This window comes from Aeromonas sp. 600724 (assembly GCF_049175135.1).
Taxonomy (GTDB): Bacteria; Pseudomonadota; Gammaproteobacteria; order Enterobacterales; family Aeromonadaceae; genus Aeromonas; species Aeromonas veronii_A.
On sequence record NZ_JAAKUM010000020.1, the window covers coordinates 1 to 22416 of the forward strand.

General features: G+C 59.4%; 22 protein-coding genes. 6 read left to right on the forward strand and 16 right to left on the reverse strand.

Annotated elements, in window-relative coordinates; all coding sequences use genetic code 11:
* Window positions 1–416: 416 nt before the first annotated feature.
* From G5168_RS17670 to G5168_RS17680, 3 genes are all read right to left on the reverse strand, one after another.
* Complete coding sequence (locus tag G5168_RS17670; RefSeq protein WP_421252520.1) at window positions 417–1463, reverse strand: NAD(P)H-dependent flavin oxidoreductase; 1047 nt, start codon at window positions 1461–1463, stop codon at window positions 417–419.
* Window positions 1460–1738 (reverse strand): helix-hairpin-helix domain-containing protein, encoded by a 279-nt coding sequence (locus G5168_RS17675; RefSeq protein ID WP_204385108.1) that lies wholly within the window; start codon window positions 1736–1738, stop codon window positions 1460–1462. The genes G5168_RS17670 and G5168_RS17675 overlap by 4 nt, the downstream gene beginning before the upstream one ends.
* Before the next feature lie 72 nt (window positions 1739–1810).
* Entirely contained in the window at window positions 1811–2452 is a 642-nt protein-coding gene (locus tag G5168_RS17680) for a ribonuclease T2 family protein (RefSeq protein ID WP_139474418.1), read from the reverse strand.
* A gap of 197 nt (window positions 2453–2649) precedes the next feature.
* Between G5168_RS17680 and G5168_RS17685 the strand changes: the two genes are divergently transcribed.
* A complete protein-coding gene (locus tag G5168_RS17685) occupies window positions 2650–3210 on the forward strand; it encodes a carbonate dehydratase (protein WP_005335471.1) in 561 nt (186 codons plus the stop codon).
* Between the two features lie 80 nt (window positions 3211–3290).
* Here the strand turns inward: G5168_RS17685 and G5168_RS17690 are convergent, their stop codons facing one another.
* Window positions 3291–4199, reverse strand: coding sequence for an SAM hydrolase/SAM-dependent halogenase family protein (locus G5168_RS17690; protein WP_421252521.1), 909 nt, complete (start codon window positions 4197–4199; stop codon window positions 3291–3293).
* Window positions 4200–4378: 179 nt separating this feature from the next.
* On the opposite strand from G5168_RS17690, the gene G5168_RS17695 reads away from it, so the two are divergent.
* Both G5168_RS17695 and G5168_RS17700 read left to right on the forward strand, forming a co-directional pair.
* Window positions 4379–4843, forward strand: a complete 465-nt coding sequence (locus G5168_RS17695; RefSeq protein ID WP_421252522.1) for a hypothetical protein — start codon at window positions 4379–4381, stop codon at window positions 4841–4843.
* 217 nt (window positions 4844–5060) lie between these two features.
* Window positions 5061–6308, forward strand: a complete 1248-nt coding sequence (locus tag G5168_RS17700; protein ID WP_421252523.1) for a DEAD/DEAH box helicase — start codon at window positions 5061–5063, stop codon at window positions 6306–6308.
* 83 nt (window positions 6309–6391) lie between these two features.
* Here G5168_RS17700 and G5168_RS17705 read toward each other — a convergent pair whose 3' ends face one another.
* A complete protein-coding gene (locus G5168_RS17705; RefSeq protein ID WP_421252524.1) occupies window positions 6392–7663 on the reverse strand; it encodes a hypothetical protein in 1272 nt (423 codons plus the stop codon).
* 215 nt (window positions 7664–7878) lie between these two features.
* Window positions 7879–8643 carry a CphA family subclass B2 metallo-beta-lactamase gene (locus G5168_RS17710; RefSeq protein WP_216979425.1) on the reverse strand — a complete coding sequence of 255 codons (765 nt, stop codon included), beginning with the start codon at window positions 8641–8643 and terminating at the stop codon, window positions 7879–7881.
* Between the two features lie 609 nt (window positions 8644–9252).
* Between G5168_RS17710 and G5168_RS17715 the strand changes: the two genes are divergently transcribed.
* Entirely contained in the window at window positions 9253–10653 is a 1401-nt protein-coding gene (locus G5168_RS17715; protein ID WP_421252525.1) for a Shedu immune nuclease family protein, read from the forward strand.
* A 100-nt stretch (window positions 10654–10753) separates the two neighbouring features.
* Here G5168_RS17715 and G5168_RS17720 read toward each other — a convergent pair whose 3' ends face one another.
* Together G5168_RS17720 and aguA are read right to left on the reverse strand one after the other, a co-directional pair.
* Window positions 10754–12457: an amidase gene (locus G5168_RS17720; RefSeq protein ID WP_421252526.1), complete on the reverse strand. Its 1704-nt coding sequence runs from the start codon at window positions 12455–12457 to the stop codon at window positions 10754–10756.
* A 127-nt stretch (window positions 12458–12584) separates the two neighbouring features.
* Window positions 12585–13682: an agmatine deiminase gene (aguA, locus tag G5168_RS17725; protein WP_421252527.1), complete on the reverse strand. Its 1098-nt coding sequence runs from the start codon at window positions 13680–13682 to the stop codon at window positions 12585–12587.
* Window positions 13683–13837: 155 nt separating this feature from the next.
* On the opposite strand from aguA, the gene G5168_RS17730 reads away from it, so the two are divergent.
* Window positions 13838–14791 carry a LysR family transcriptional regulator gene (locus G5168_RS17730; RefSeq protein WP_033115874.1) on the forward strand — a complete coding sequence of 318 codons (954 nt, stop codon included), beginning with the start codon at window positions 13838–13840 and terminating at the stop codon, window positions 14789–14791.
* Between the two features lie 68 nt (window positions 14792–14859).
* Here the strand turns inward: G5168_RS17730 and G5168_RS17735 are convergent, their stop codons facing one another.
* Window positions 14860–15426: a TetR/AcrR family transcriptional regulator gene (locus G5168_RS17735; RefSeq protein WP_021229505.1), complete on the reverse strand. Its 567-nt coding sequence runs from the start codon at window positions 15424–15426 to the stop codon at window positions 14860–14862.
* 199 nt (window positions 15427–15625) lie between these two features.
* Here G5168_RS17735 and G5168_RS17740 point away from each other — a divergent pair, with 199 nt between their 5' ends.
* Window positions 15626–16663: an alkene reductase gene (locus tag G5168_RS17740; RefSeq protein ID WP_421252528.1), complete on the forward strand. Its 1038-nt coding sequence runs from the start codon at window positions 15626–15628 to the stop codon at window positions 16661–16663.
* 96 nt (window positions 16664–16759) lie between these two features.
* Here G5168_RS17740 and rpoS read toward each other — a convergent pair whose 3' ends face one another.
* The 7 genes from rpoS to ispF are packed head-to-tail and all read right to left on the reverse strand — an operon-like array spanning window position 16760 to window position 22348.
* The gene (rpoS, locus tag G5168_RS17745; protein ID WP_005362773.1) at window positions 16760–17743 is read right to left on the reverse strand and encodes an RNA polymerase sigma factor RpoS; all 984 of its coding nucleotides are present in this window, start codon (window positions 17741–17743) and stop codon (window positions 16760–16762) included.
* 45 nt (window positions 17744–17788) lie between these two features.
* A complete protein-coding gene (locus G5168_RS17750; protein WP_323888515.1) occupies window positions 17789–18859 on the reverse strand; it encodes a LysM peptidoglycan-binding domain-containing protein in 1071 nt (356 codons plus the stop codon).
* 9 nt (window positions 18860–18868) lie between these two features.
* Window positions 18869–19450, reverse strand: a complete 582-nt coding sequence (locus G5168_RS17755) for a YqaA family protein (protein ID WP_005354505.1) — start codon at window positions 19448–19450, stop codon at window positions 18869–18871.
* On the reverse strand, window positions 19447–20064 hold the full coding sequence (locus G5168_RS17760; RefSeq protein ID WP_005335507.1) for a protein-L-isoaspartate(D-aspartate) O-methyltransferase: 618 nt from the start codon (window positions 20062–20064) through the stop codon (window positions 19447–19449). Before G5168_RS17760 ends, G5168_RS17755 begins: the two co-directional genes overlap by 4 nt.
* Before the next feature lie 7 nt (window positions 20065–20071).
* Window positions 20072–20833, reverse strand: coding sequence for a 5'/3'-nucleotidase SurE (gene surE, locus G5168_RS17765; RefSeq protein ID WP_421252529.1), 762 nt, complete (start codon window positions 20831–20833; stop codon window positions 20072–20074).
* Complete coding sequence (truD, locus tag G5168_RS17770; RefSeq protein ID WP_204482574.1) at window positions 20814–21872, reverse strand: tRNA pseudouridine(13) synthase TruD; 1059 nt, start codon at window positions 21870–21872, stop codon at window positions 20814–20816. Before truD ends, surE begins: the two co-directional genes overlap by 20 nt.
* Entirely contained in the window at window positions 21872–22348 is a 477-nt protein-coding gene (gene ispF / locus G5168_RS17775) for a 2-C-methyl-D-erythritol 2,4-cyclodiphosphate synthase (RefSeq protein WP_005335518.1), read from the reverse strand. The genes truD and ispF overlap by 1 nt, the downstream gene beginning before the upstream one ends.
* Window positions 22349–22416: the final 68 nt, after the last annotated feature.

Consider the following 22416-nt stretch of genomic DNA (forward strand, 5'->3'; position numbering starts at 1 on the left):
ACAGATTGCTTGATTCAAATTGTTAAAGAGCGACGCAACAGTGTGTTGCTGCGGGAGTGGAATTCTACTCAACCGCCTTCTCAAGTCAAGCCTTATTTTCAAGGGCTTTTCGAGGTTACCGACGAGGTTGTTTGCGTTGCCGCTTGCCCTGTCGATGGAGGCGCATTATAGAGATCCAGCTCACATTGGCAAGGCTTTGCCGCAATAAAATTGCAAAAAAGTGCAATTTCTTGGTTATTCATATCAATACACAGCCTTTATACAGACTTATCCACATGGGTGGGTAAGGTGCGGGGTTTTGTCTCCGGATAAGCGCCTCACAAGGGAACAGGCACTCATCCATCATCGCAACACCGTCGCGTCCGACGCACTGCACCAACGGCCGCTTCTATATAAAGAGGCGTATATAGCAGTGCTTATCCCAATCCAGCCTCTTTGACCCAGCACGCCATCAGCTCGCTGGCAGGAAGATCCCTGCAACCCGATACATTCTGGCCAGCCCAGAGCGGAGAGAAGCCACTGTCCCCCGCCTTCTCGGCGGCGGCACGCAGCGGTGCCAGTGCGCCACTGGCATAGGGGAAGTGAGGGGCAAGATCCGAGAGCGGGCCCAGCTCACGCATCAGACGGTTGACGATGCCCCGCGCCGGACGGCCACTGAACAGATTGGTCAGTGCCGTCTGCTGGCCTTGGGGCGAGTGGAGGACAGCGCGATGCAGCGCCGAGGTGGTCGCTTCATGGCAGCAGAGAAAGGCGGTGCCCATCTGCACGGCGCTCGCCCCCATTGCCAGCGCGTTGGCGATCCCCTTGCCATCAACGATACCGCCAGCGGCAATCACCGGCAGATCGGTCACCGCGAGGATCTGCGCCAGCAGGGTCAAGGTGCTCTGCTGCAAGGCGAGATCATCGGAGAGGAAATGACCGCGATGACCGCCCGCCTCCAATCCCTGAGCGATGATGGCATCGGCGCCGTGTTGAGCGAGCCATACGGCTTCCGCAACCGTTGTGGCACTGGCAAATACCTTGGCCCCCGCAGCCTTCACTTGGACAAGCAGCTCAGGCGCGGGCAAGCCGAAGTGAAAGCTGACCACCGCCGGTCTGAACTCGGCCACCATGGCAGCATGCTCCTCATTAAAGGGGGCTCGGCTTGGCGCCGTCGTGACCGCTGGGGGAAGTAGGCTGAACTCGGCGTAGTAGGGAGCAAGGCGCTGCTGCCAGCGGGCCAGTGCAACGGGATCCGGTTCCCGTTGCAGGTGGCAGAAGAAGTTGATGTTAAATGGCCCAAACCCGCTTTGGGCAAGTCGCTCCAGTTCGCCGCGCAGCTCCGCTGATGTGAGCATGGCGGCAGGCAAGGAGCCCAAGCCGCCCGCACGGGTCACGGCAAGCGCCAGCTCGCTACCCTGCACACCGGCCATCGGTGCCTGAATAATGGGATAACGCATCCCAAGTTCGCTAAAGAGGCTCATCCATTCACCCCTTTTGCAGCGTCTGCCACCAGATGCGCGCGGGCCAGCGCAATGGCGCCGTCGATGGCACTGCGGGCCTGCGGGCTGTTCTGCCAACAGGTCGAGCCCAGCATGCTGGCCACCATCTGGACGATATGGGTGGTGTCGGCCTCGGCCAATCCGGCCAAGGTATGGTAGCCCAGCTGTTCAAGCCGCCCGATAACGCTCGGCCCCACCCCTTTCACCCCGAGCAGCAGGGCCCGCTCTTGTGGGCTAAACCGGTTGTTGCCATCCATCTGTCAGACTCCTTTCCGATAGCTGTGGTTAAACATCAGGCCCGCAAGGGGCCTGATGAAGAGAGCGAAGGCTTAACGCACGCTGCGCAGCAGGAAGTCCGGCTGACCGCAGGAGCGGCGCTCGCGCTTTTGCATCTCGGCGGAGCAGGTGACCGCATCTGTCCCCTCTTTATTGACGCAGATGTAGATCTCCCGCAGGAAGCGGCCACCATCGGCGCAGGCCACCGTGATGTTGTCGGGGGCCAGCCACTGGTTGGCGCTCGCCAGATCGGCCTTGAGCTGGAAGCTGGTTTTGCGCAGCGGCTCCTCCGGGGATTGATAAGCCGCCGGGATCTTCACCTTCTGGCGCAGATCGCTTGCCAGCTGATGGAAGGCCTGCTGGCTCAGGCCGGAGCAGGTGCCGTGCTTCTCCCACTCATGGCGATAGAGAAAACGGCTGGGGTAGAGGTCGGCAAACTCGCTCTCCATATCGGGATTGAGCCGTTCGCGGGTGCAGTTGCTGGGATAACCGCGATCGTACTGGGGCCAAAGACCGTGCAGCACAAACCCCAGCTTGCGGGAACACTGGTCCCGATCCGCCGGTTTGACGGCACAATGCTCAGGCGACCAGGAGAGCGCCATGGCGTAATAGTCAAACTCCCCCGCCTCCCCTTTGGCCTGCACAGCCGAGGAGAGCAACAAACCACCCGCCAACAGGGCAATCATCTTCTTCATCTATATATGTCCATTTCAACCAACTCGGGAATGGCTGCAATGCTCCCATATTCCAGCGCGCGGAAACAGTGCTCCCGCCAAGGCTTGCGACAAGGGTCAGACCACTTCGGGGTTTCACCGGATAATAACGAGGCGTAAGCTGGCATCCTGGCGCCGGGTGCGCCACCGCATCATTTCAAGCAACCACAGGATGTAACATGATCCGCAAGAATCCCTCCGGCCATCTGCCTGTCATCGACGAATCCGCCTATATCGACAAGACCGCCATCATCTGCGGCAAGGTGATCATCAAAGAGAATGTCTTTGTCGGCCCCTATGCGGTGATCCGTGCCGACGAGGTGGATGAGAGTGGAGATATGGAACCCATCGTCATCGGCGCCAACTCCAATATTCAGGATGGCGTGGTGATCCACTCCAAATCCGGCGCCGCCGTCACCATCGGCGAGTACACCTCCATCGCCCACCGCAGCATAGTCCACGGGCCGTGCGAAGTAGGAAACCGGGTCTTTATCGGCTTCAACAGCGTGCTGTTCAACTGCCATATCGGTGATGGTGCCGTGGTGCGTCACAACTCGGTGATCGATGGCTGCGATCTACCACCGGAGTTCTACGTCCCCTCCACCACCCGCATCAACCAGCAGAGCGATCTGACCCATATCCCGCGGGTTTCGGTAGATGCCGCCGAGTTCTCCGAGGACGTGGCCCATACCAATATCGATCTGGTCAAAGGGTATAAGGCGCTCTCCAACGAGTTCTGATCCCTTTCTTTATGACCAGAGAACAAAACGGGCGCCGAGGCGCCCGTTGCTGTTTCTATCTCTACTTATATATGTGCGGGTCAGGAGCACTTCTTCAGGCTGATATGCCAGTTGGCACCGGATTGCACCTGATGCTTGGCAGCGAAGCTGTCCATGTTCAGCGCCACCGACACCTGCAGCAGACTGTTGAGGTAGATCAGCGGCTGACCTTCCGGCACATCACCGAAGCTGCTGACGTAAGGGGCCTTGCCGTCATATTTGACCACATCCCCTTCACGGATCTTGATGCAGGCGTTATCCCCCTTGTTGATCCCCGCCTTGGTCAGCAAGGCATCGTCGATATTGGTCCAGACGTTGCCGTACTGCACATCGAGGATCGGGATGGTGCCCTTGAGGGTGCCATCTTTCTCTGCTACCGCAGGCTGATAGGGGATCTTCACTACCTCGACGGGCAGCAGCGGACCAACCTGCTCGTAGCTGATGGCGCCGGAGGCGAGCCGTGCGCCGGTATAGGCGTACACATCGCGGCCGTGGAAGGTGTAGGACTTCTCGGAACCCTTGAGGCGGTTGAGTTTCTCGTCGATCTGGCGCACCGCCTCGATGCCGAAGTGCTCGGCCACCAGGGTCAGGGTGCCGTTGTCCGGAGTCACGATGTAGTGACCGCTCTTGGTCTTGAGCACCACAGACTTGCGCTCGGTGCCGACACCGGGATCCACCACGCTGACAAATACGGTGCCCTTGGGCCAATACTGCAGGGTCTGGTAGAGGCGGTAGGAGGCTTCCCAGATGTTGTAAGCCGGGATCTCGTGGGTCAGGTCATAGAGCGGCAGGGTGCGATCCACCCCGAAGGCGACCCCCTTCATGGCCGACACGGCGCCATCTTTGAGGCCGAAATCGGTCTGGATCACCAGCGCTTCGTTGGCGGCGGCGATGCCGCTTGCCAGCATGAGGGCGAGCGCGATGGCGCGGGGTGCGGTGCGAATATCCATATCTAAACTCCTGAAGCGGAACGGAAATGACAAATGCCACAGCATTTAGCCATCTAGACTGCCATCAATAACAATAATTGCAAGGGGTAATCCACCCTGCCCCACAAATGGCTCGTCAAATCCTCCGTGCCGAGCGCAAGATAGGGAGGCAGACCCACAGGTGCAAAGGAGCCTTCGCGATGATCCAGCGAATCCCGCAGCAGAGCATACTACTGCTTGAAATAGGCAAAACCAGCAGCCGGGTCTGGCTCGGCCAGCCCGATGGCACGACCCTCGAATATCTTCTCGCCTTCGGCTGCGATGCTATTCAGCCCGGGCCATTTCGCCACTCACCACCCACCCCGCTCGAACTGGAGCGGGCCATCATGGTGGTGGAAGACGAACTGATGCGCCTTGCTCCGGCCATTCCTGCGGGCTTGCCTCTCACACTCCGTGCGGAGCCCTCGCTCACCGACGTGCTGGGCGACAATCCGCTGGAGCGGGAGCAGATAGAGCAGGCCTTTGGCCAGCTGGCCGCCATGGCGGAAGGGGATCCCCTCGCCGCCAGCTTGCTGTCCCGCGACGAGCACTTTGCCGCCGTGCTGCTGATCGTCAGGGAGTGGCTGCACCATCTGGCCAGCGAGAGTGTGCTGATCGTGGAGTAGAGTCATGGCGGATGCCCCTTGCACTGCCGACTCGCGGTAAAACAGGAGCGCGGCGACGAGGTCCTGCGCCACCGCCATGCACGGCATGCAAAACCGGGAGCTATGCGCCCTTGCTCATCATCGCCTTCTGCCGCGCCCCCTGCTTCTGTTACCATCGCGGCCACGATCACTCATTGCATCGTGGCCGCAGGCCGCGATAACTCCGACTGGTGCCCCTATGTCCACAGCCTCCTTTGCCGAACTGGCCCTCTCCCCCCGTCTGCAGCAGACCCTGACCGAACTCTGCTATGCCGCCCCCACCCCCATTCAGGCCCGCGCCATCCCGGTCATTCTGGCGGGGCGGGATCTGATGGCAGGCGCCCAGACCGGCACCGGCAAAACCGCCGCCTTTGTGCTGCCGCTGCTGGAGCAGTTGCTACAACAGCCGCAAGCAGAGCCCCGCCCGATCCGCGCGCTGGTGCTGGTGCCAACCCGCGAGCTGGCGGTGCAGGTCGCCGAGAGCGTGGCGCGCTACGGTCAAGGCACCGGCCTCACCAGCACCCAGGTCTACGGCGGGGTGAGTATCGCGGCGCAGGTAGAGGCGCTTCAAGCCGGGGTGGATATCCTGATCGCCACCCCGGGCCGCCTGCTCGACCATCTGCGACAGGGGGCGTTGAGTCTGGCGGCGCTGCGCCATCTGGTGTTTGACGAGGCTGACCGCATGCTCGACATGGGCTTTATGGACGAGATCAAGGCGCTGCTCAAACAGATCCCGGCGGATCGCCAGACCCTGCTCTTCTCTGCCACCTGCGATGACAACCTGTTTGCCTTGAGCAAGGTGCTGCTGCGCGACCCGGCGCTTATCGAGGTGGCACCGCGCAACACCACGGCAGCCGAGGTGGAGCAGCGGGTTTATACGGTGGACAGCGATCGCAAGCTGGCGCTGGTCGAGCACATGCTCAAAGTGAAAGGGTGGGCACCGGCACTCATCTTCAGCCGCACCCGCCAAGGTGCTGACAAGCTGGCACAGCAGCTCGGCAAATCGGGCATCAATGCCCTCGCCTTCCACGGCGATCTGTCGCAAAGCGCACGTGAAAAAGTGCTGCTGGAGTTTCGCGCCGGCACCCTGCAGGCACTGGTCGCCACCGATGTGGCAGCCCGCGGCCTCGATATCACGGATCTCAACTACGTGATTAACCTCGAGTTCCCGTTTGTGGCCGAGGATTACGTCCACCGTATCGGTCGCACCGGCCGCGCCGGCAACAAGGGGCTCGCCATTACCCTGTTCAGCCCGGAAGATGCGCCCCTGCTGGAGAAGGTGGAAGCTGTGCTCGACACCCGCTTGCCCCAGCAGTGGTTTCCCGGTTTTGAGCCGGATCTCACCCGCTTCGAGCCCGAGCCGCGCCGCAACCGCAAGGCGGCCCAGAAGCAGCGCGCCAGAAAGCAGGCCCTCGCTGGCAGCAAGGGTGGGAAGGGCAAACGCTAAGCCGCCCAGCACCGCCAATAAAAAAACGCCCGCACGGGCGTTTTTTGTTATCTGACAGGGGCCTGCTCTTGGCGAGTAGCACCCTAGCGGGTTGCCAGCACCAGTGGCAGGGATCGCAAGATCTGCCGCTCCGCCAGGGTCGAGAGAATAAACATCACCATATAGCCGAGGCCCAGCGCCACGATAATCGCCACCACGTTGGCGGTGAACTCTGCCACCAGATAGTAGGCGGCGACCAGCGCCACTATGCCAGCCAGCCGGATCAGCAAACTCTGGGTAAAGTGACCGTGAGCCTTGATATAGGCGAGCTGATAGCCGTTGAGCATCATAAAAATGAAGAAGATAGAGAAGTGGAACAGCACAGGCACCGCCCCCACGTAGTCGGCAGGGAAGAACAACAGCACCAGCGGCTTGCCCGCCAGCAACATCAAGCCAAAGAAGGCCAGACTGACGATGGCGGAGAGGCGGAAGATCCAGCGGCGAATAAGCCTTATCTGGCGGTGATCGCCATTGCGCAGATTGACCGCCAGCTCCGGCAGCACAAAGCGGTAGATGGGGAAGACAAACAGGGTGGTCATATAGGTAAAGATGGGGCGCACCACCACCTGAAAATCCCCCAGCTCGTCGAGGCTGAAGTGGCGGATGGTAAGCAGCACTGTGATGTAAATCATCAGGATGCTGGCCCCCGCCTCCAGCGAGGCGGTAAAGCTCTTCTTCACATAGCTCACCATCTCGGGGCCGAGCGCCACCTTGGCCAGCGGCCTGGTGGCGATGGCCCGGCGCCGCGAAACATACATATAACCGGCGATGGCGAGCGACGAGAAGGTCAGCCCGTAGAAGAGCGAAGGGAGCGCATCCATCCCGAGCCCAAAGTAGCAGGCCATAAACAGCAGGCCGTTGGCCAGCGGCTCCAGCCAGGTGACCCGGTTGGAGAGCGTATACATCCGGTACATGGCCACCAGATTGGTGAAGTAGACCTTGAGCCCCAGCCCGAAGATGACCCCCACCAGTTGCAGATACTCCACCCGGATATGGAGCCCGTGCTTGATATAGGGGATCACCGCCCCCCAGGTGAGCAGCACGATGCCGATGAGGAAGTAGCGAAAGATATTGATGATGTCCCGATCGTTTTTGGTCTGGGAGTAGCTCACAACCATGGAGGAGCGAAAACCTGTCATCAGGATAAAGGAGAGGGAGATCAAATCGACCACGCTGTTGAACAGCGCCAGCTCCCCCTTGGCGACCCACTGCGCCAGCCACACCTTGAAGGCGAAGCCGATAACGATGCTGACCAGCGAGGCCCACATCCCGTTGATAAAGGCCTGCTTGAGGCGCGCGAGAGAGGCGTATTGCATAACGAAAATGGATAACTTTCAGGGAAAAGAGAGAGGGCCATCTTATGAAAGCCCACTCCCCTTGAACAGCGTTAATACCACGCACTCACAGCCACCAAAAAAGCCGCAACAGCAAAACCCCCGCTTATTTCCTGAAAGCGGGCGTTTTGTGGTGTGCCGTTATGGCTGCTGATTGCTGCGATGGCACGGCTTGCAGGCTGTCTGCCACACAGCAGCTATGACTGCGGAACCGCCTTGATCAGCTCTTCATAGTGATCAATCAGCTCAGGCCCGTGCAGCGGTGAGTCGTGACCGCCGATCACCGTCTTGATCGGCAGCTTCATCGCCTTGAGCCGCTCGATGGTCTGCGGATACTCCTTCACATTGGCAAAGCTCAGGTTGCCCAGCTTCTCCTTGAGGATGCAGTTGCCATAGAGCACCTGCTCGTCGGGGAAGTAGACAAAGATGCCGTCCGGCGTATGGGCCGGGCCCGCGTAGAAGGCGCGCACCTTGCCCTCTTGCAGGGTGAAGTCGCCATCGTGCACCACGTTGGGCAGCACCAGCGGCAGATCCGGGTACTCCGGCAGCCCCTTGCGGGTAAAGGCGACAATCTCGGCCCAGTCGCTCTTCATCAGATCCCTGGTCTGGCGAGTCGCCACCACCTTGGCCCCGATGGACTTCCAGTAGGCGTTACCGCCCGCCCGGTCGGTGTGGTAGTTGGTGTTTATCACCTCCAGCACCGGCTTGCTGCTGACCCGTTTGATCAGTTTGTGCAGCTCGCGGGCGGTATCCGGCGTCCAGGTCGCCCCCACCACCGTCACCCCCTTGGCCCCGAAATAGACCATGGAGTTCTCTTTGACGTAGTAGTTGTCCTCCACCACATAGACAGGGCCGCTCACCTGCTTGAGGGAGATCCCCGCCGCCCGCACGCTGCCCCCCCAGAAACTCGCCATCAGCACCACGGCCCCGGCCAACCCGCATTTCATCCAACCTTTCATCATCTTGCTCCCTCGAACCAACCGCCCCCTCGCCACCCCTGTGGCAAGCCGGGCCTTTTAAGCAGTGGGCAGAAGATACGGGGGATTTGTGAGGGGAAAATGAGGTTGTGTGAAGAGAAGGTGAAGTCTGGGGGAAGTCAGGGGAAAGTCCGGAGCAATCAGCAGCGGCCTCCTGTTCGCGAACGACCGAATACGCTGCGTTATTCGAACCAGCAGCACAGATGGCGGCCCCTCACCCTAGCCCTCTCCCGAGGGAGAGGGGATGGCCCGTGCCAGTTCCATGCTACTCATATTCACCCGCACCACAGAGCCAACGCACAATCAGCGGAGCCTATTTGCCCCCTTCTCCCACTCTTGATCACAAATAAGGGGAGAAGGGCTGGGGATGAGGGGGAGGTAAAACAGTAAGCCCCATCATGTAGGGTCGATTAGCGCAGCGTAATCGTCCGTTTACCGCGAATATCCTGATAGCAAGAGAAGCAGGAAACCCTGAACATCAGCGTCACCTCAACCCCCTTACTTTCGCGATCGTCTGAATACGCTGCGCTATTCGAACCGCGGCTCAGTATGATATTGTTCATCAATTATTAATTAATCTTACAAGAGGATTCTATGACAGAACCAGAGTTCAACCTAGATTCAAATGACATATTATCCCCAAACATACATTTAGAGGCATCATATGTAAGTGGGGTAGAATGTAGAGAATTATATATCCAGACCTTTGAAAAATCACCAAGTGAGGTAGGGCAATGGAGATCCTTTCCACAAGAGAATTGGTACCACATTGCAACAATTTGCAGTGAGAAAATTGATACTTATCCTGCCTATTTAGCTCCTTACACACAAAGATATCTGACACCAAAGCATGGGCGAATTGCTAAAATAATTTACCAAAGAAACAATGAAATAAAACTCCCCAATGACGCTGATAGTGCATATACGGATGTATTATTAAATACTCCTCGAGGTATCTGTGATGATTTATTTTTTGGTTGCGGCCTATCAAAAGAGTTACTTCAGGTATGGCGTGAGCTATTACTAATTAAAGGCGTTGATACTATTGAAATAGTTAAAAATGGTAAAAGCAATGTCCAAGATAACGTAGTTAAAATTAGTCTATCTCAGCTAAATGAAATCAGGTTAGATTTTAACAGAGCTGACAGACTAAGACGCTCTCGGCTTAGAGCAGCTAAAAAATGGCATGTCAGAAATGAAATCCTCAATGAAATCGATCCCGATTCTTTTCCAAGACTCACTTTCTCAGATGAAAGTAAATTAGTTGAACTTAAGGTTGAAAAGGGTAGACGCAAGGGCGATAAAACTAGACATATAAAAGAAAAAATAGAGGCTGTAAAACAGGATATAGAAAGAATTTCAATCCATGCACCAAGAGAGTTATTTTCTCTACACTCAGAGATAGAACGAATAACCTTATCAGGGATGATCGATAAGTTTGAAATAATGTTACAAAATGATTTATCAGAACCAAAGTGGCAACTATTCTTTGAGGATAATACTTTCGTTCTAACTATGCTTTTTGCTCGCCCTGTTCATCTTTTACACAAACAATTTCATGCAAGACCATCGAATATAAATGGTCTAGGCGATCAAATAGGGGATTTTCTTTTTGGTGAAACGAGTAGAGCTTTAGCTATTATTGAAATCAAAAAACCGACAACAGAATTAGTTAAAAGTGGTGCCCCGTACAGGAATAACGTATATGCGCCACACTATGAAATTAGTGGTGCAATAACTCAGGTTTTAACACAAAAAAGCTCATTACAAAATGAATGGTTTAGACATGCACACTATGATAAATCACTGAGCAACTACAGTTCAGATGTAATCAAGTGCATTGTTCTTGCAGGTAAAAAACCTGCAAATGAAGATAAGTTAAATAGTTTCAATTTATTCAGAAACTCATGTAAAGATGTCGACATCATCACTTATGATGAGCTACTTGAAAAATTAAAGATCTTACTTTCTCATCTTAATCAAAATAACTTGTGATATTAATAAAAATATCCATGTTATAAAGAAGACACGAAAAACCCACCCGCATAACGGGTGGGTTTTTCATTATCTTCGGACAAACCCGAGATAACAGCACTCAACTCAACGGCGGCGTCCGTGGCGGCACCATACGCTTGCTGCCGGTGGACTCGAAGGCCGAGGCGAAGCGCAGCAGGTTGTTGTCGTCATAGGCGCGACCGGCGAAGGTCAGCCCCACCGGCATACCGATATCGGCCATCACGCCCATGGGGACGGTGACAGTCGGCACACCGAGGTGGCGAATGGCGAGGTTGCCGTTGGCAACCCAGATGCCATTGCTCCAGGCGATATCGGCGGAGGCCGGATTCACGTCCGCATCAGCCGGGGCAACGTCGGCGACGGTGGGGAACAGCACGGCGTCGAGCTTGAGCCCGTCCATCCAGTCCTCGAGATCCAGCTTGCGGGTCTTCTCCAGACCGCGCAGGCCGTCCGGCACTGTGGGGATCTCGTCAAAGCGTTTGATGCCGCGCTTGGCCATATTGACGTACTCGTCCATTCCCGCCGCCAGATCGCCCTCGCGGTTCGGCAATGTGCCCGGATCGTGGGGGAAGATCTTCGGCCCATCGACATCGGCCAGCTTGTTGAGCTTGGGATCGCCGTTGGCGCGCAGGAAGTCGTCGAACGCCCAGCCGGAGAGCTCCCACAGCTCGTCGTTGAGAAACTCCGGGCTCACGATGCCGCGATTGAACACGGTCGGCGCGCCGGGTCGGTCCCCTTCGCAGTTGGAGACCAGCGGGAAGTCCACTTCGATGACTTCGGCGCCAGCGGCTTCCAGCGCCTTGCGCGCATCTTCCCAGAGGGCGATAACGGTCTCGCGGGTATGGATGCGCTGACCGGTCGGGCCACCGATACCGGGGTTTTCGCTGGTGCCGGCCAGTTCATCCTTGTTGATAAACATGCGCGGCACGCCGAGGCGCTTGCCCTTGAGGGCATCGGCCTTGGCAGCCAGATCCAGATAGGAAGCCGGACGCACTTCAGAGGCCTTGGGCAGTTGTACCCAGGGCTGCATGCGCCACAGATCGCCACGGGTATCAGCATCGTCGGCCACTACCACATCCAGTACTTCCAAGAGATCGGCCATGGTGCGGGCATAGGGCACCACCACATCCATGGTCGGGGTCAGCGGCCAGTTGCCGCGCACCGAGATGACGCCACGGGACGGGGTGTAGGCGCACAGGCCGTTGTTGGAGGCCGGGCCACGGCCGCTCGACCAGGTCTCTTCCGCCAGACCAAAGGCGGAGAAGCTGGCGGCGGTGGCGGTACCGGCACCGTTGGAGGAGCCGGAGGCAAACGGCGCGGTCAGGTAGTCGGCGTTGTAGGGGCTCTCGGCACGGCCATAGACGCCGCGCTGCATGCCGCCATTGGCCATCGGCGGCATATTGGTTTTGCCAAGGCAGATGGCACCGGCGGCGCGCAGGCGCTCAACGGTAAAGGCATCGCGCTGGGCCACCAGATCCTTGAAGGCCGGGCTGCCGGAGGCGGCGGTCAGCCCCTTGACCAGATAGCTGTCTTTGGCGGTGTAGGGGATGCCGTCGAGCGGGCTCAGGGTCTCGCCACGGGCGCGGCGGGCATCGGAAGCTTCGGCTTCTTTCAGCGCATCGGGATTGGCAACCACCACGGCGTTGAGTTTGGTGGCAGTCTCGGGGCCGTTGTAGGCCTCGATCCGGGCCAGATAGGCCTTGACCAGTTCGACCGCTGTGGTGCGGCCTGATTCGAGCGCGGCACGCAGCTCGGCAATGGAAACCTCGGTCACTTCGATCATGGGGATCTCCTGTAAAAGGGTGACTGTTTGTCATGATGATCGCCGCATCAGCGCCTGCGACCATCACACCATCAAGAGAGAAAACCCCACGGCGTGGGGTTTTGAATTTCTACACTCTGCGACCAGCTTATTGACCTGAAGGGATCTGCTGGGTAATGCAGTGGATATTGCCACCGCCCAGCAGGATCTCGCGGGCCGGCACGCCGATCACGGTGTGCTCCGGGAAGATCTCTTCCAGAATGCGCTGGGCTTCGCCATCGGTGGCGGCATCCAGCAGCGGGTAGACGATGCGATCGTTGGTGATGAGGAAGTTCACGTAGGAACCGGCCAGACGGCCTTCTGCCTCGCGCGGCACACCGGTACCGCTCTCGACGCCGGCAGACTCCTCTTCAGTGCAGAACAGCGGGCCCGGCTGGGGCAGCTTCCACACTTTCAGCTTGCGACCCTTGGCATCGACCGCCGCTTCCAGCACCTTGAGAGCGGCCACGGAGCGGGCGTACTGGGGATCGTTCTGGTCATCAGTCCAGTGCAGCGCCACTTCACCCGGACGCACGAAGCAGCACATGTTGTCGATGTGGCCGTCGGTCTCGTCCATGTAGACGCCTTCGTCCAGCCAGATAAAGCTGGTGACGCCCAGATAGTCGCGCAGGTAAGCTTCGATCTGCTCTTTGGTCAGGTGCGGGTTGCGGTTTTCGTTGAGCAGGCACTCGGCGGTGGTCAGGCAGGTGCCTTCGCCATCGACGTGGATGGAGCCCCCTTCCAGAATCAGCGGCGCATCGTAGCGAGCCATCTCGTGTTGGGTCAGCATCTGGGCTGCCACTTCCTCATCCTGATTCCACGGGTAGTAGAGACCGCCCTTGTGACCACCCCAGGCGTTGAAGCCCCAATCCACGCCACGGCACTCGCCGGCAGCGTTGGTAACGATGGTCGGGCCGGTATCGCGGGCCCAGCAGTCATCGCTGTCCATTTCAACCAGGGTGACGTGGGCGGGCATGATGGCGCGGGCCTGCTCCATAAACTGGGCCGGTACCCCCATAAAGACCGGGGTGGCACCACCGATGGCATCGGCCACCTTGGCGAAGGTCTCTTGCGCGAAGCGACCGGCTACGCGCCAGTTGTCCGGGCGAAACGGCCAGATCATCCAGACGGCCTGCTGGTGCGCCCACTCGGCGGGCATGGTGAAGCCGTCGGCGGCCGGCGTGGAGTTAATGGTCTTGATGCTCATCGCAAGGCTCCTTGCATGGATTGAGGCCCCCGTTTACGCCAGATGCGGCGCGGGAACCCGGAAAAATAAGAGTGGGTCGCAGATTAAGACGTTGCGCCCCCATCCATCAAATGAATAGGATGGATTGTCCCATAAACACGGCGAATAATCCCCCCATGAAACTGCACCAGCTCGACCTCAATCTGCTGCTCGCGTTTGACGCCCTGATGACGCAGGGCAGCGTCACCCGCGCCGCCGAGGCGCTCTTTATCAGCCAGCCCGCCATGAGCCACTCCCTTAACCGGCTGCGCACCTTTCTCGGCGACCCGCTTTTGGTTCGCACCCCGCAGGGGATGCTGCCGACCCCGCGCGCCCAGCGGCTGCATCTCGGGGTGCAGCAGGCGCTGCGGCTGCTGGAGCAGCAGCTCACCGAGGAAGAAGAGTTCGAGCCGAGCCAGTCAAAGCGGCGCTTCGTGCTCTGCACCACAGATTACGTGGAGTGCGTGCTGATCCCGCCGCTGATCCAGCGCCTCAGACGGCTGGCGCCGGGGGTCACCATCGAGATCCGCATCCTGCGCGACACCCTGCCCGAAGCCGAGCTGGCAAGCGGCGAGATCGATCTGGTGCTGGGCTTTGACGAGTACATGCAGGTGCCGGGGTATCTTGGCAAGGAGACCTGGCTCACCGAGCCGCTGGCCGGACTGGTGCGCGCCGATCTGCCGATTGCCAAATCGGCCCCCGCCGGTGCCGAGGATGACCCCTCCCAGTGGCAGGAGCGCATCACCCTGCAACAGCTCATCGCCATGCCCCATGTGTTCCACTCGCCGCTAGGTACCTCGGAGGCAAGCCTCGACCGCTATCTGAAGAGTCAGGGCTTTAGCCGCACCATCTCGGTCAACAGCCAGAGTTACATGTCCGCCGCCGCCATCGTCAGCCAGAGCGATCACCTTTTGGTGCTGCCCAGCATGGTGGCCGAGCTGCTCGCCACCCACTGGCCGCTGAAAAGCCTGCCGCTGCCCGAAGACGTGCCCGACTACCACCTCAACTGCGTCTGGCACCCCGTGCACGCCCAGCAACCGGCGCTGGTGTGGCTGAAAGATTTGATGAAAGAGCTGGTGGGGCCGAGGTAAAGCGGAATGCACTTCCCGAAAACAACAGTGGCTCCCGAGGGAGCCACTGTTGTTTCTGCGGTATCGCGTTACGCCCGCAGGGCCCGCATCAGCTGGGCGACTACATCGTCGAGCAGGGGGCGATCGGGGCGGCACTGGGCGAAGGTAATAAGACCCTGCAGGTTGATCAGCAGCAGGGCGGTGAGGGTGTGGATATTGCTATCCGGGGCCAGCTCGCCCTTGGCCTGCGCCTGCGTCAGCAACTCGGCCAGATCCTGCTCCAGCTCGCCATAGATCCCCTTGACCCGCTGGGTCAGCTCCTCATCCTGCTCGCTCAGCTCCATCATGGTGCGAGTCACCAGACAGGAGCCGCAGAGCGCCTCCCCCACAATCCGGTCGAGATAGGCCGCAAGGCCCGCCAGCGGGCTCGGGTTGTCGAGCAGGGAGCGGCGCAGGGTGCGTTTGCCCTCGACATAATGATCCACCGCCGCCAGCAGCAGGCCTCGCTTGTTGCCAAAGGCGCCGTAAATGCTGCCCGGATGGAGGCCTGTGGCGGCCACCAGCTCCTGCATGGTGGTCTTGGCATATCCCTTGGCGCGAAACGCTTCCATGGCATTTCGCAGTACCTCGTCCCGATCAAACTCGGCTATGCGCATGGTTCCTCCCGTGGGAAATGGTTCACCGGCAAGGGGCAACAGGGCCCGCCGATAAAGAGTGGCTGGAAAGGGCGGCAAGTTTACCCCAGCCGCCTGCTCGGGCCAACCTTCTTGAACGCTCATTCAAAAAAAGCTTGCGCCCGACGTAAAAAACGTCTTGAATGCACGTTCAAGAATAACCCGTTCAGGACAACCTATCATGAATACCCTGTTTCAGCCGTATCGACTCAATGACACTCTGACCCTGGCCAACCGTTTCATGATGGCCCCGCTCACCCGCTGCATGGCAGGCCCCGGTCTGGTGCCGACCGAGCAGATGGCTGCCTATTACGGCCGCCGCGCCGACATCGGCCTGATTGTTTCCGAAGCCGTCATCATCCGCCCCGACGCGCAGGGCTACCCCAATACCCCGGGCCTCTTCACCCAGGCGCAGATCGATGGCTGGAAGAAAGTCACCAACGCCGTACACGCCAAGGGCGGCAAGATCTTCGCCCAACTGTGGCACGTCGGCCGCCTCTCCCACCCCTTCTTCCATCAGGCTGAAGTGTTGGCCCCCTCTGCCGTGGCGCACGAGGGCACTGTGCCCCGCATGCGAGAGCTGACCTATCAGGTGCCGCGTGCCCTGACCGAGGCGGAAATCGCCCAGCTGGTGCTGGATTACGCCCAAGCCGCAGCCAACGCCATCGAGGCGGGCTTTGACGGGGTGGAGATCCACGGCGCCAACGGCTACCTGATCGACCAGTTCCTGCACCACTCCACCAATCTGCGCACCGACAACTACGGCGGCAGCCCGGAAAAGATGAGCCGCTTCGCGCTGGAAGTGGTCGATGCCATCAGCGCCCGTATCGGTGGTGATCGGGTAGGTATTCGCCTCTCCCCGGGTGCCTATGTCCATCTGGCGGGCAGCCCGGAAGATCGCGCCGTGTTCGACTATCTGCTGGGCAAGCTCAACGACCGCCCGCTGGCCTATATCCACCTCGGCATCTTCGATGACAACCTCACCTTCGATTATCTGGGTGGCCGCGCCTCCGACTATCTGCGCGCCCACTACAAGGGCAATCTGGTCGGTGTGGGCAACTACGACGCCGAGCGCGCCGCTGCGGCCATCGAGGCTAACCGCTTCGATCTGGTGGCCATCGGCCGTCCGCTTATCGCCAACCCGGACTACCTCACCAAGGTGAAGAAGGGCGAAGCGCTGGTGCCCTACGCCGACACCATGCTGGCTGAGCTGGTATAACAGCCAGCTATCGCCAGACGACAGGCAATAAAAAACGAGGGGAGCTGTTGCTCCCCTCGTGCTATCTGGCTAATGCCGTATTGCGTTGGTGAGGACTTAATTGGTACGAAATAGCGCCTCGATGGAGAGCCCCTGGCTCAGCAGGATCTCCCGCAGACGGCGCAGCCCCTCCACCTGGATCTGGCGTACCCGCTCGCGGGTCAGGCCAATCTCGGCCCCCACATCCTCGAGGGTAGCCGGCTCATAACCCAGCAGACCAAAACGACGGGCCAGCACTTCCCGCTGCTTGGGATTAAGCTCCTCCAGCCAGTGGACAATGCTGCTGCGCATATCATCTTCCTGAGACTCCAGCTCAGGCCCCATGCCACGCTCGTCGGAGAGCACATCCAGCAGCGCCTTGTCGCGATCGCCGCCGATGGGGGTATCCACCGAGGTGATCTTCTCGTTGAGCTTGAGCATGCGATTCACATCGTCCACCGAACGATCCAGCGCGAAGGCAATATCCTCGGCGGTCGGTTCATGATCGAGACGGTGAGAGAGTTCGCGCGCGGTGCGCAGGTAAACGTTTAACTCTTTGACCACATGAATGGGCAGACGAATGGTACGGGTCTGGTTCATGATGGCCCGCTCTATGGTCTGGCGGATCCACCAAGTAGCATAGGTAGAGAAACGGAAGCCGCGCTCGGGGTCAAACTTCTCGACCGCGCGGATAAGACCGAGGTTGCCCTCTTCGATGAGATCCAGCAGCACCAGGCCGCGGTTGTTGTAACGACGGGCGATTTTCACCACCAGTCGCAGGTTGGACTCGATCATGCGCTTGCGGGCGGCTTTGTCACCTCGCAAGGCACGACGGGCGTAGTAGACTTCCTCTTCGGCAGTGAGCAGCGGGGAGAAACCTATCTCCCCCAGATAGAGTTGCGTGGCATCCATCACCTTGTTCAGCTCAGGTGCCAGCAACTCATCGGAGATAATATCTTCCGCCTCGGCGGCTACCTCCTGCAGCTCTTCTACCTCGTGAGATTCGGGTTCAGCGTCAAACTCTAACTCTGCATCCTGCATTACCAGTTGTTCTTGGCTCATGGTGTGTCTCCCTGACGTTACCAGAGTAAGACGGTCTCTCTGGGGTTAACGCTTTGGCAAATAGCTCATCGGATTGATCGACTTGCCTCTGTACCGGATCTCGAAATGCAATCGCACATCCGGCGCGTCCGTGCTACCCATGTTGGCAATGACCGAGCCCCCCTTGACGCTGTCCCCTTCCTTCACCCGCAACTCGTCGTTGTGTGCGTAAGCGGAGAGATAGTCATCATCATGCTTGAGGATAATCAGCTTGCCGTACCCCCTTAAAGCACTGCCAGCGTATACCACTTTACCGCTGCTGGCGGCGTAGACGGGTTGCCCCTTCTGGCCGGCTATGTCGATCCCCTTGTTACCCTGTTCTGCAACAGAGAACCCCTCGACAATCCGGCCTTTTGCGGGCCAGTGCCAAGCAAGTCTCGACTGGGAGTTGTTTATTTTTTGTTCTTTGGACTGAGCGTATTCCTTCGGTGCTGCCGGAGCAACGGATTTCTGAGAGATGAACGGCGTGGTCTGACCAGATCCACTCGGCTCGACCAACGGACGCGGACCGCTGCTCGGACGGCTCACGGCCACTGGCGTCACGGTTGCCGGACGAGTCGCAGCCACCATCTGGGTCGAACCGCCGCCTGCGGTCTGGACATTGAGCACCTGACCCGGTTGCAGCGCATAGGGGGCGCTCAGGTTGTTGCTCTGGGCCAGCGCCTGCGGTGTCATGCCGAACTGGCGGCCGATGCTGCTCAAGGTATCGCCGCGGCGCACCTCATAGGTACCGGCACTGCGGCTGCTGCCAACACTGGCGCTGGAACCATCGAGTCGCAGTCGCTGCCCCGGATAGATGTTGTAGGGCGGGCTGATATTGTTGAGGCTGGCCAGCGACGGCACATCGTTGCCGGAGTTGAAGGCGATGGAGTAGAGGGTATCGCCCCGCTTCACCACATAGCTGCCGCCCTGAATGGGGGCGCTGACCTGGGCACCGCTTTGGCGAGCCGGAATGGTCGAGACAAACTGCCCCTCATCAACACCATCTACCGGAGCTGCATTTTTACTGGAGGAGCAGGCAAGCAGCAGCCATGACAACACCACGACACTGCTTCCTTGCCAAATACGCGAACGCATAATGGATCCTTAACGACTAAACCAGAAATAGGCCACCACGGCCAGACCAATACAGAGCCAACCGAGCACATCTACGTAGTGCATCAGTTTACGTTCCATCTTCTCGCCACCCCAACGCATCAGGCCCGCAACCAGGAAAAAGCGCATGCCACGACCGATGAGGGAGGTGATGATGAAGGGGAGCAGAGCCATTTGCAACAACCCTGCCGTCACGGTAAACACCTTGTAGGGGATAGGGGTGAAGCTGGCAATGAAAATGACCCAGATCCCCCACTGCTCAAACCAGTTGCGAGCAATCTCGATCTTGTCCTGATAGCCCACAGACTCCACCAGTGGCAGCACGACCGGATCCCACAGGGCATAGCCAAGGGCATAGCCAAACAGGGCACCCAGCACAGAGAAGACAGTAGCCAGCGTGGCGTAGTGCCACGCCTTGTGGGGCTTGGCGAGCGCCATCGGTGCCAGCATCACGTCCACCGGGATCGGCCAGAATACCGACTCGATGAAAGCGGTGATGGAGAGATACCAGGGGGCATGCTTGTGGCGAGCCCACTGCATCACCAGTACGTACAAACGGGAAAACAACTTCACTCAACATCTCCGTCAATCAGGGGAACAAAACGTACCGGCTCCAGAATACGGCTGGTCAGCTGGGATCCGGATCGTTCGATCAGTTGCAGGGTCTGCTGGCTGTCACCCACGGGCAACACCAGTCGGCCCCCTTCGGCCAGCTGATCGGTGAGCGCCGTCGGGATCTCGCTCGCCGCGGCCGTCACCAGAATGGCGTCATAAGGCCCCTTGTTGGGCCACCCCAGCCAGCCGTTGCCGTGCTTGGCCGAGACATTGTGCAGATCGAGCTGGCGCAGTCGGCGTCTGGCCTGGAACTGCAGCGACTTGATCCGCTCCACGGTATACACATGCTCCACCAGATGGGCGAGGATCGCCGTCTGGTAGCCCGAGCCAGTGCCAATCTCCAGCACGTGGGCCGGATTGTTTTGCATCAGCAACTCGGTCATTCGCGCCACCATATAGGGCTGCGAAATGGTCTGGCCGTGGCCAATGGGCAGGGCGGTGTTATCCCACGCCTTGTGCGCCATGGCCTCGTCCACAAACAGCTGGCGCGGCACTTTCGCGATGGTCGCCAGCACGCGAAAATCGCGAATATCCTGCGCAATGAGCTGATTTAACAGGCGCTGTACTATCACACCACCCTCATCCCTGCAGATCTAACCAGGCCCCCAGACCGGCGAGACTGTCATAGGCAGTCATATCGATGGTCAGGGGGGTAATCGAGACATAGCCCTGCTCGATGGCAGCAAAATCGGTACCGTCACCGGCATCCTGCTGGCTACCGGGGGGGCCGATCCAGTAGATGGGCTGGCCACGGGGATCCTCGGTGCAGATCACCGACTCCGCCCGGTGGCGATTGCCAAGGCGGGTGGTCTTGCTCCCCTTGATCTGCTCGAGGGGCAAGTCCGGCACGTTGACGTTGAGGATCTGATCGGCAGGCAGGGGGTGTTTCATCAGCCCCTTCACCAGCAGGGCCGCATAGTGGGCCGCCGTGGCGAAGTGGGTCTTGCCTACCAGCGAGATGGCGATGGAGGGGTAGCCAAGATGGCGCCCCTCGGTGGCCGCGGCGACCGTCCCCGAGTAGATGACATCATCCCCCAGGTTGGCGCCGTGGTTGATGCCGGCCACCACCATGTCGGGTTCAGGACGCACCAGCTCGTTGACCGCCAGATGCACGCAGTCGGTCGGCGTCCCCTTCACCGCATAGCTCTCGCACCCATTAAAGCCGTTTTCTGCAATGCGGGTAACCCGCAGCGGTACTTCCAGCGTCAGGGAGTGACTCGCGCCGCTGCGGTTGCGATCCGGCGCCACCACAATGACCTCGCCGCAGGCACGCAGCGCCTCGCTGAGGGCACGAATGCCCTCGGCATGCACACCATCATCATTACTGACCAGAATTCGCATCGGTCTGATTCCTGAAACCGTGATCGGCCTCTTCGGCCTGCATTAATTCGCGCACCACGCTGGTGGCAAACGCGCCCGCCGGCAGGAAGAAGGAGAGGGTCAGCGCCTCGCCGTCCAGCTGCCAGCTCATCTGCTCCGGCTTGAGCAGCAGGGGACGCCTGTCCTGATCCAGCCCGGCTTTCTCCAGCCCGTCACACCAATCGCTGTAAGGGGCCAGCACGCCCTGTTCGAACTCGGCAGCGGCACCCTGACTGGCCAGACGGCCACGGCCCCACTGGGGCGCGGTGAGCTGCACATCGCCGGAGGCGAGACGCGCTTCCAGCTCGGGGGTCAGCACCTCTTCACTGAAGATGGAGTGGCTGCCCTTGAGCATCACGCAATCACCGGCCAGCAGCTGATGGGCCAGCCCCTGCTCGATACGAGCGCTGACGATGGCGTTGAACAGCATGCTGCGGGCGGCAGAGAGGTAGAGAGAGCGCTTGTTGCGATCCTTGATCCGCTTGCCGGCAAACATCGCCTTGGCCGCTTCCAGGTTGTTGCCATCGCGGCCAAAACGCTGCTCACCATAGTAATTGGGTACGCCCTGAGTGGCGATGGCCTGCAGGCGCGCCTCCAGCCCGTCGGCCTGTTCCAGACCGGTGAGACGCAGGGTGAAATGATTGCCCTTGAGGTAGCCGACCCGCAATTTGCGGTTATGACGCCTGGCTTGCAGGATCTGGATGCTGTCGCTCTCGATGACCGACAAGTCCGGTTCGGCCTTGCCCGGCAGGTGAATGCCGAACCACTGCTCGGTCACCGCGTGGCGATCTTTCAGGCCCGCCCAGGTCACCGCATTGCGGTTGACCCCGGCCGCATCGGCCAGCAGACCCGCCACCCAGGCGGTGTTCTCGCCGGTTTTGCGCACCCGGACGAAGATGTGCTCCCCTTCACCGCAAGGCTCAAACCCGAGATCTTCATTGACCACGAAGTCGGCGGCCTCGGCCTTGAGGATACCGCGGGCAGTAGGCGCCCCGTGCAGATAGGCAAGTTGTTCCAGCATTATTGTTTCACCAGTAGGACGACGGCTTCGGTGGCGATCCCTTCCTTGCGCCCCGTAAACCCAAGCTGTTCGGTGGTGGTCGCCTTGACGTTCACCCGGTTCAAATCACATTGCAGATCGGCGGCCAGCACGGCGCACATGGCGTCGATATGGGGGGCCATTTTGGGGGCCTGGGCGATGATGGTCACATCCAGGTTGCCGATGGCATAACCCGCCTTCTGTACCCGGGCAAAGACATCCCGCAGCAGGATGCGACTGTCGATCCCCTTGAACTCGGCAGCGGTATCGGGGAAGTGGCGACCGATGTCACCGGCACCGATGGCCCCCAGCAGGGCATCGCTCACCGCGTGCAGCACCACATCGCCGTCAGAGTGGGCAACCAGCCCCTGCTCGTAGGGAACCGGCACGCCACCCAGCATGCAGGGACCAACACCACCAAATTTATGAACATCAAAACCATGACCAATGCGCATCATCAGCGGCAACCTCCCAACATGCTGAAACCAACCCCATCAATTTTGTGTACGTCCACACCATGTCCAAT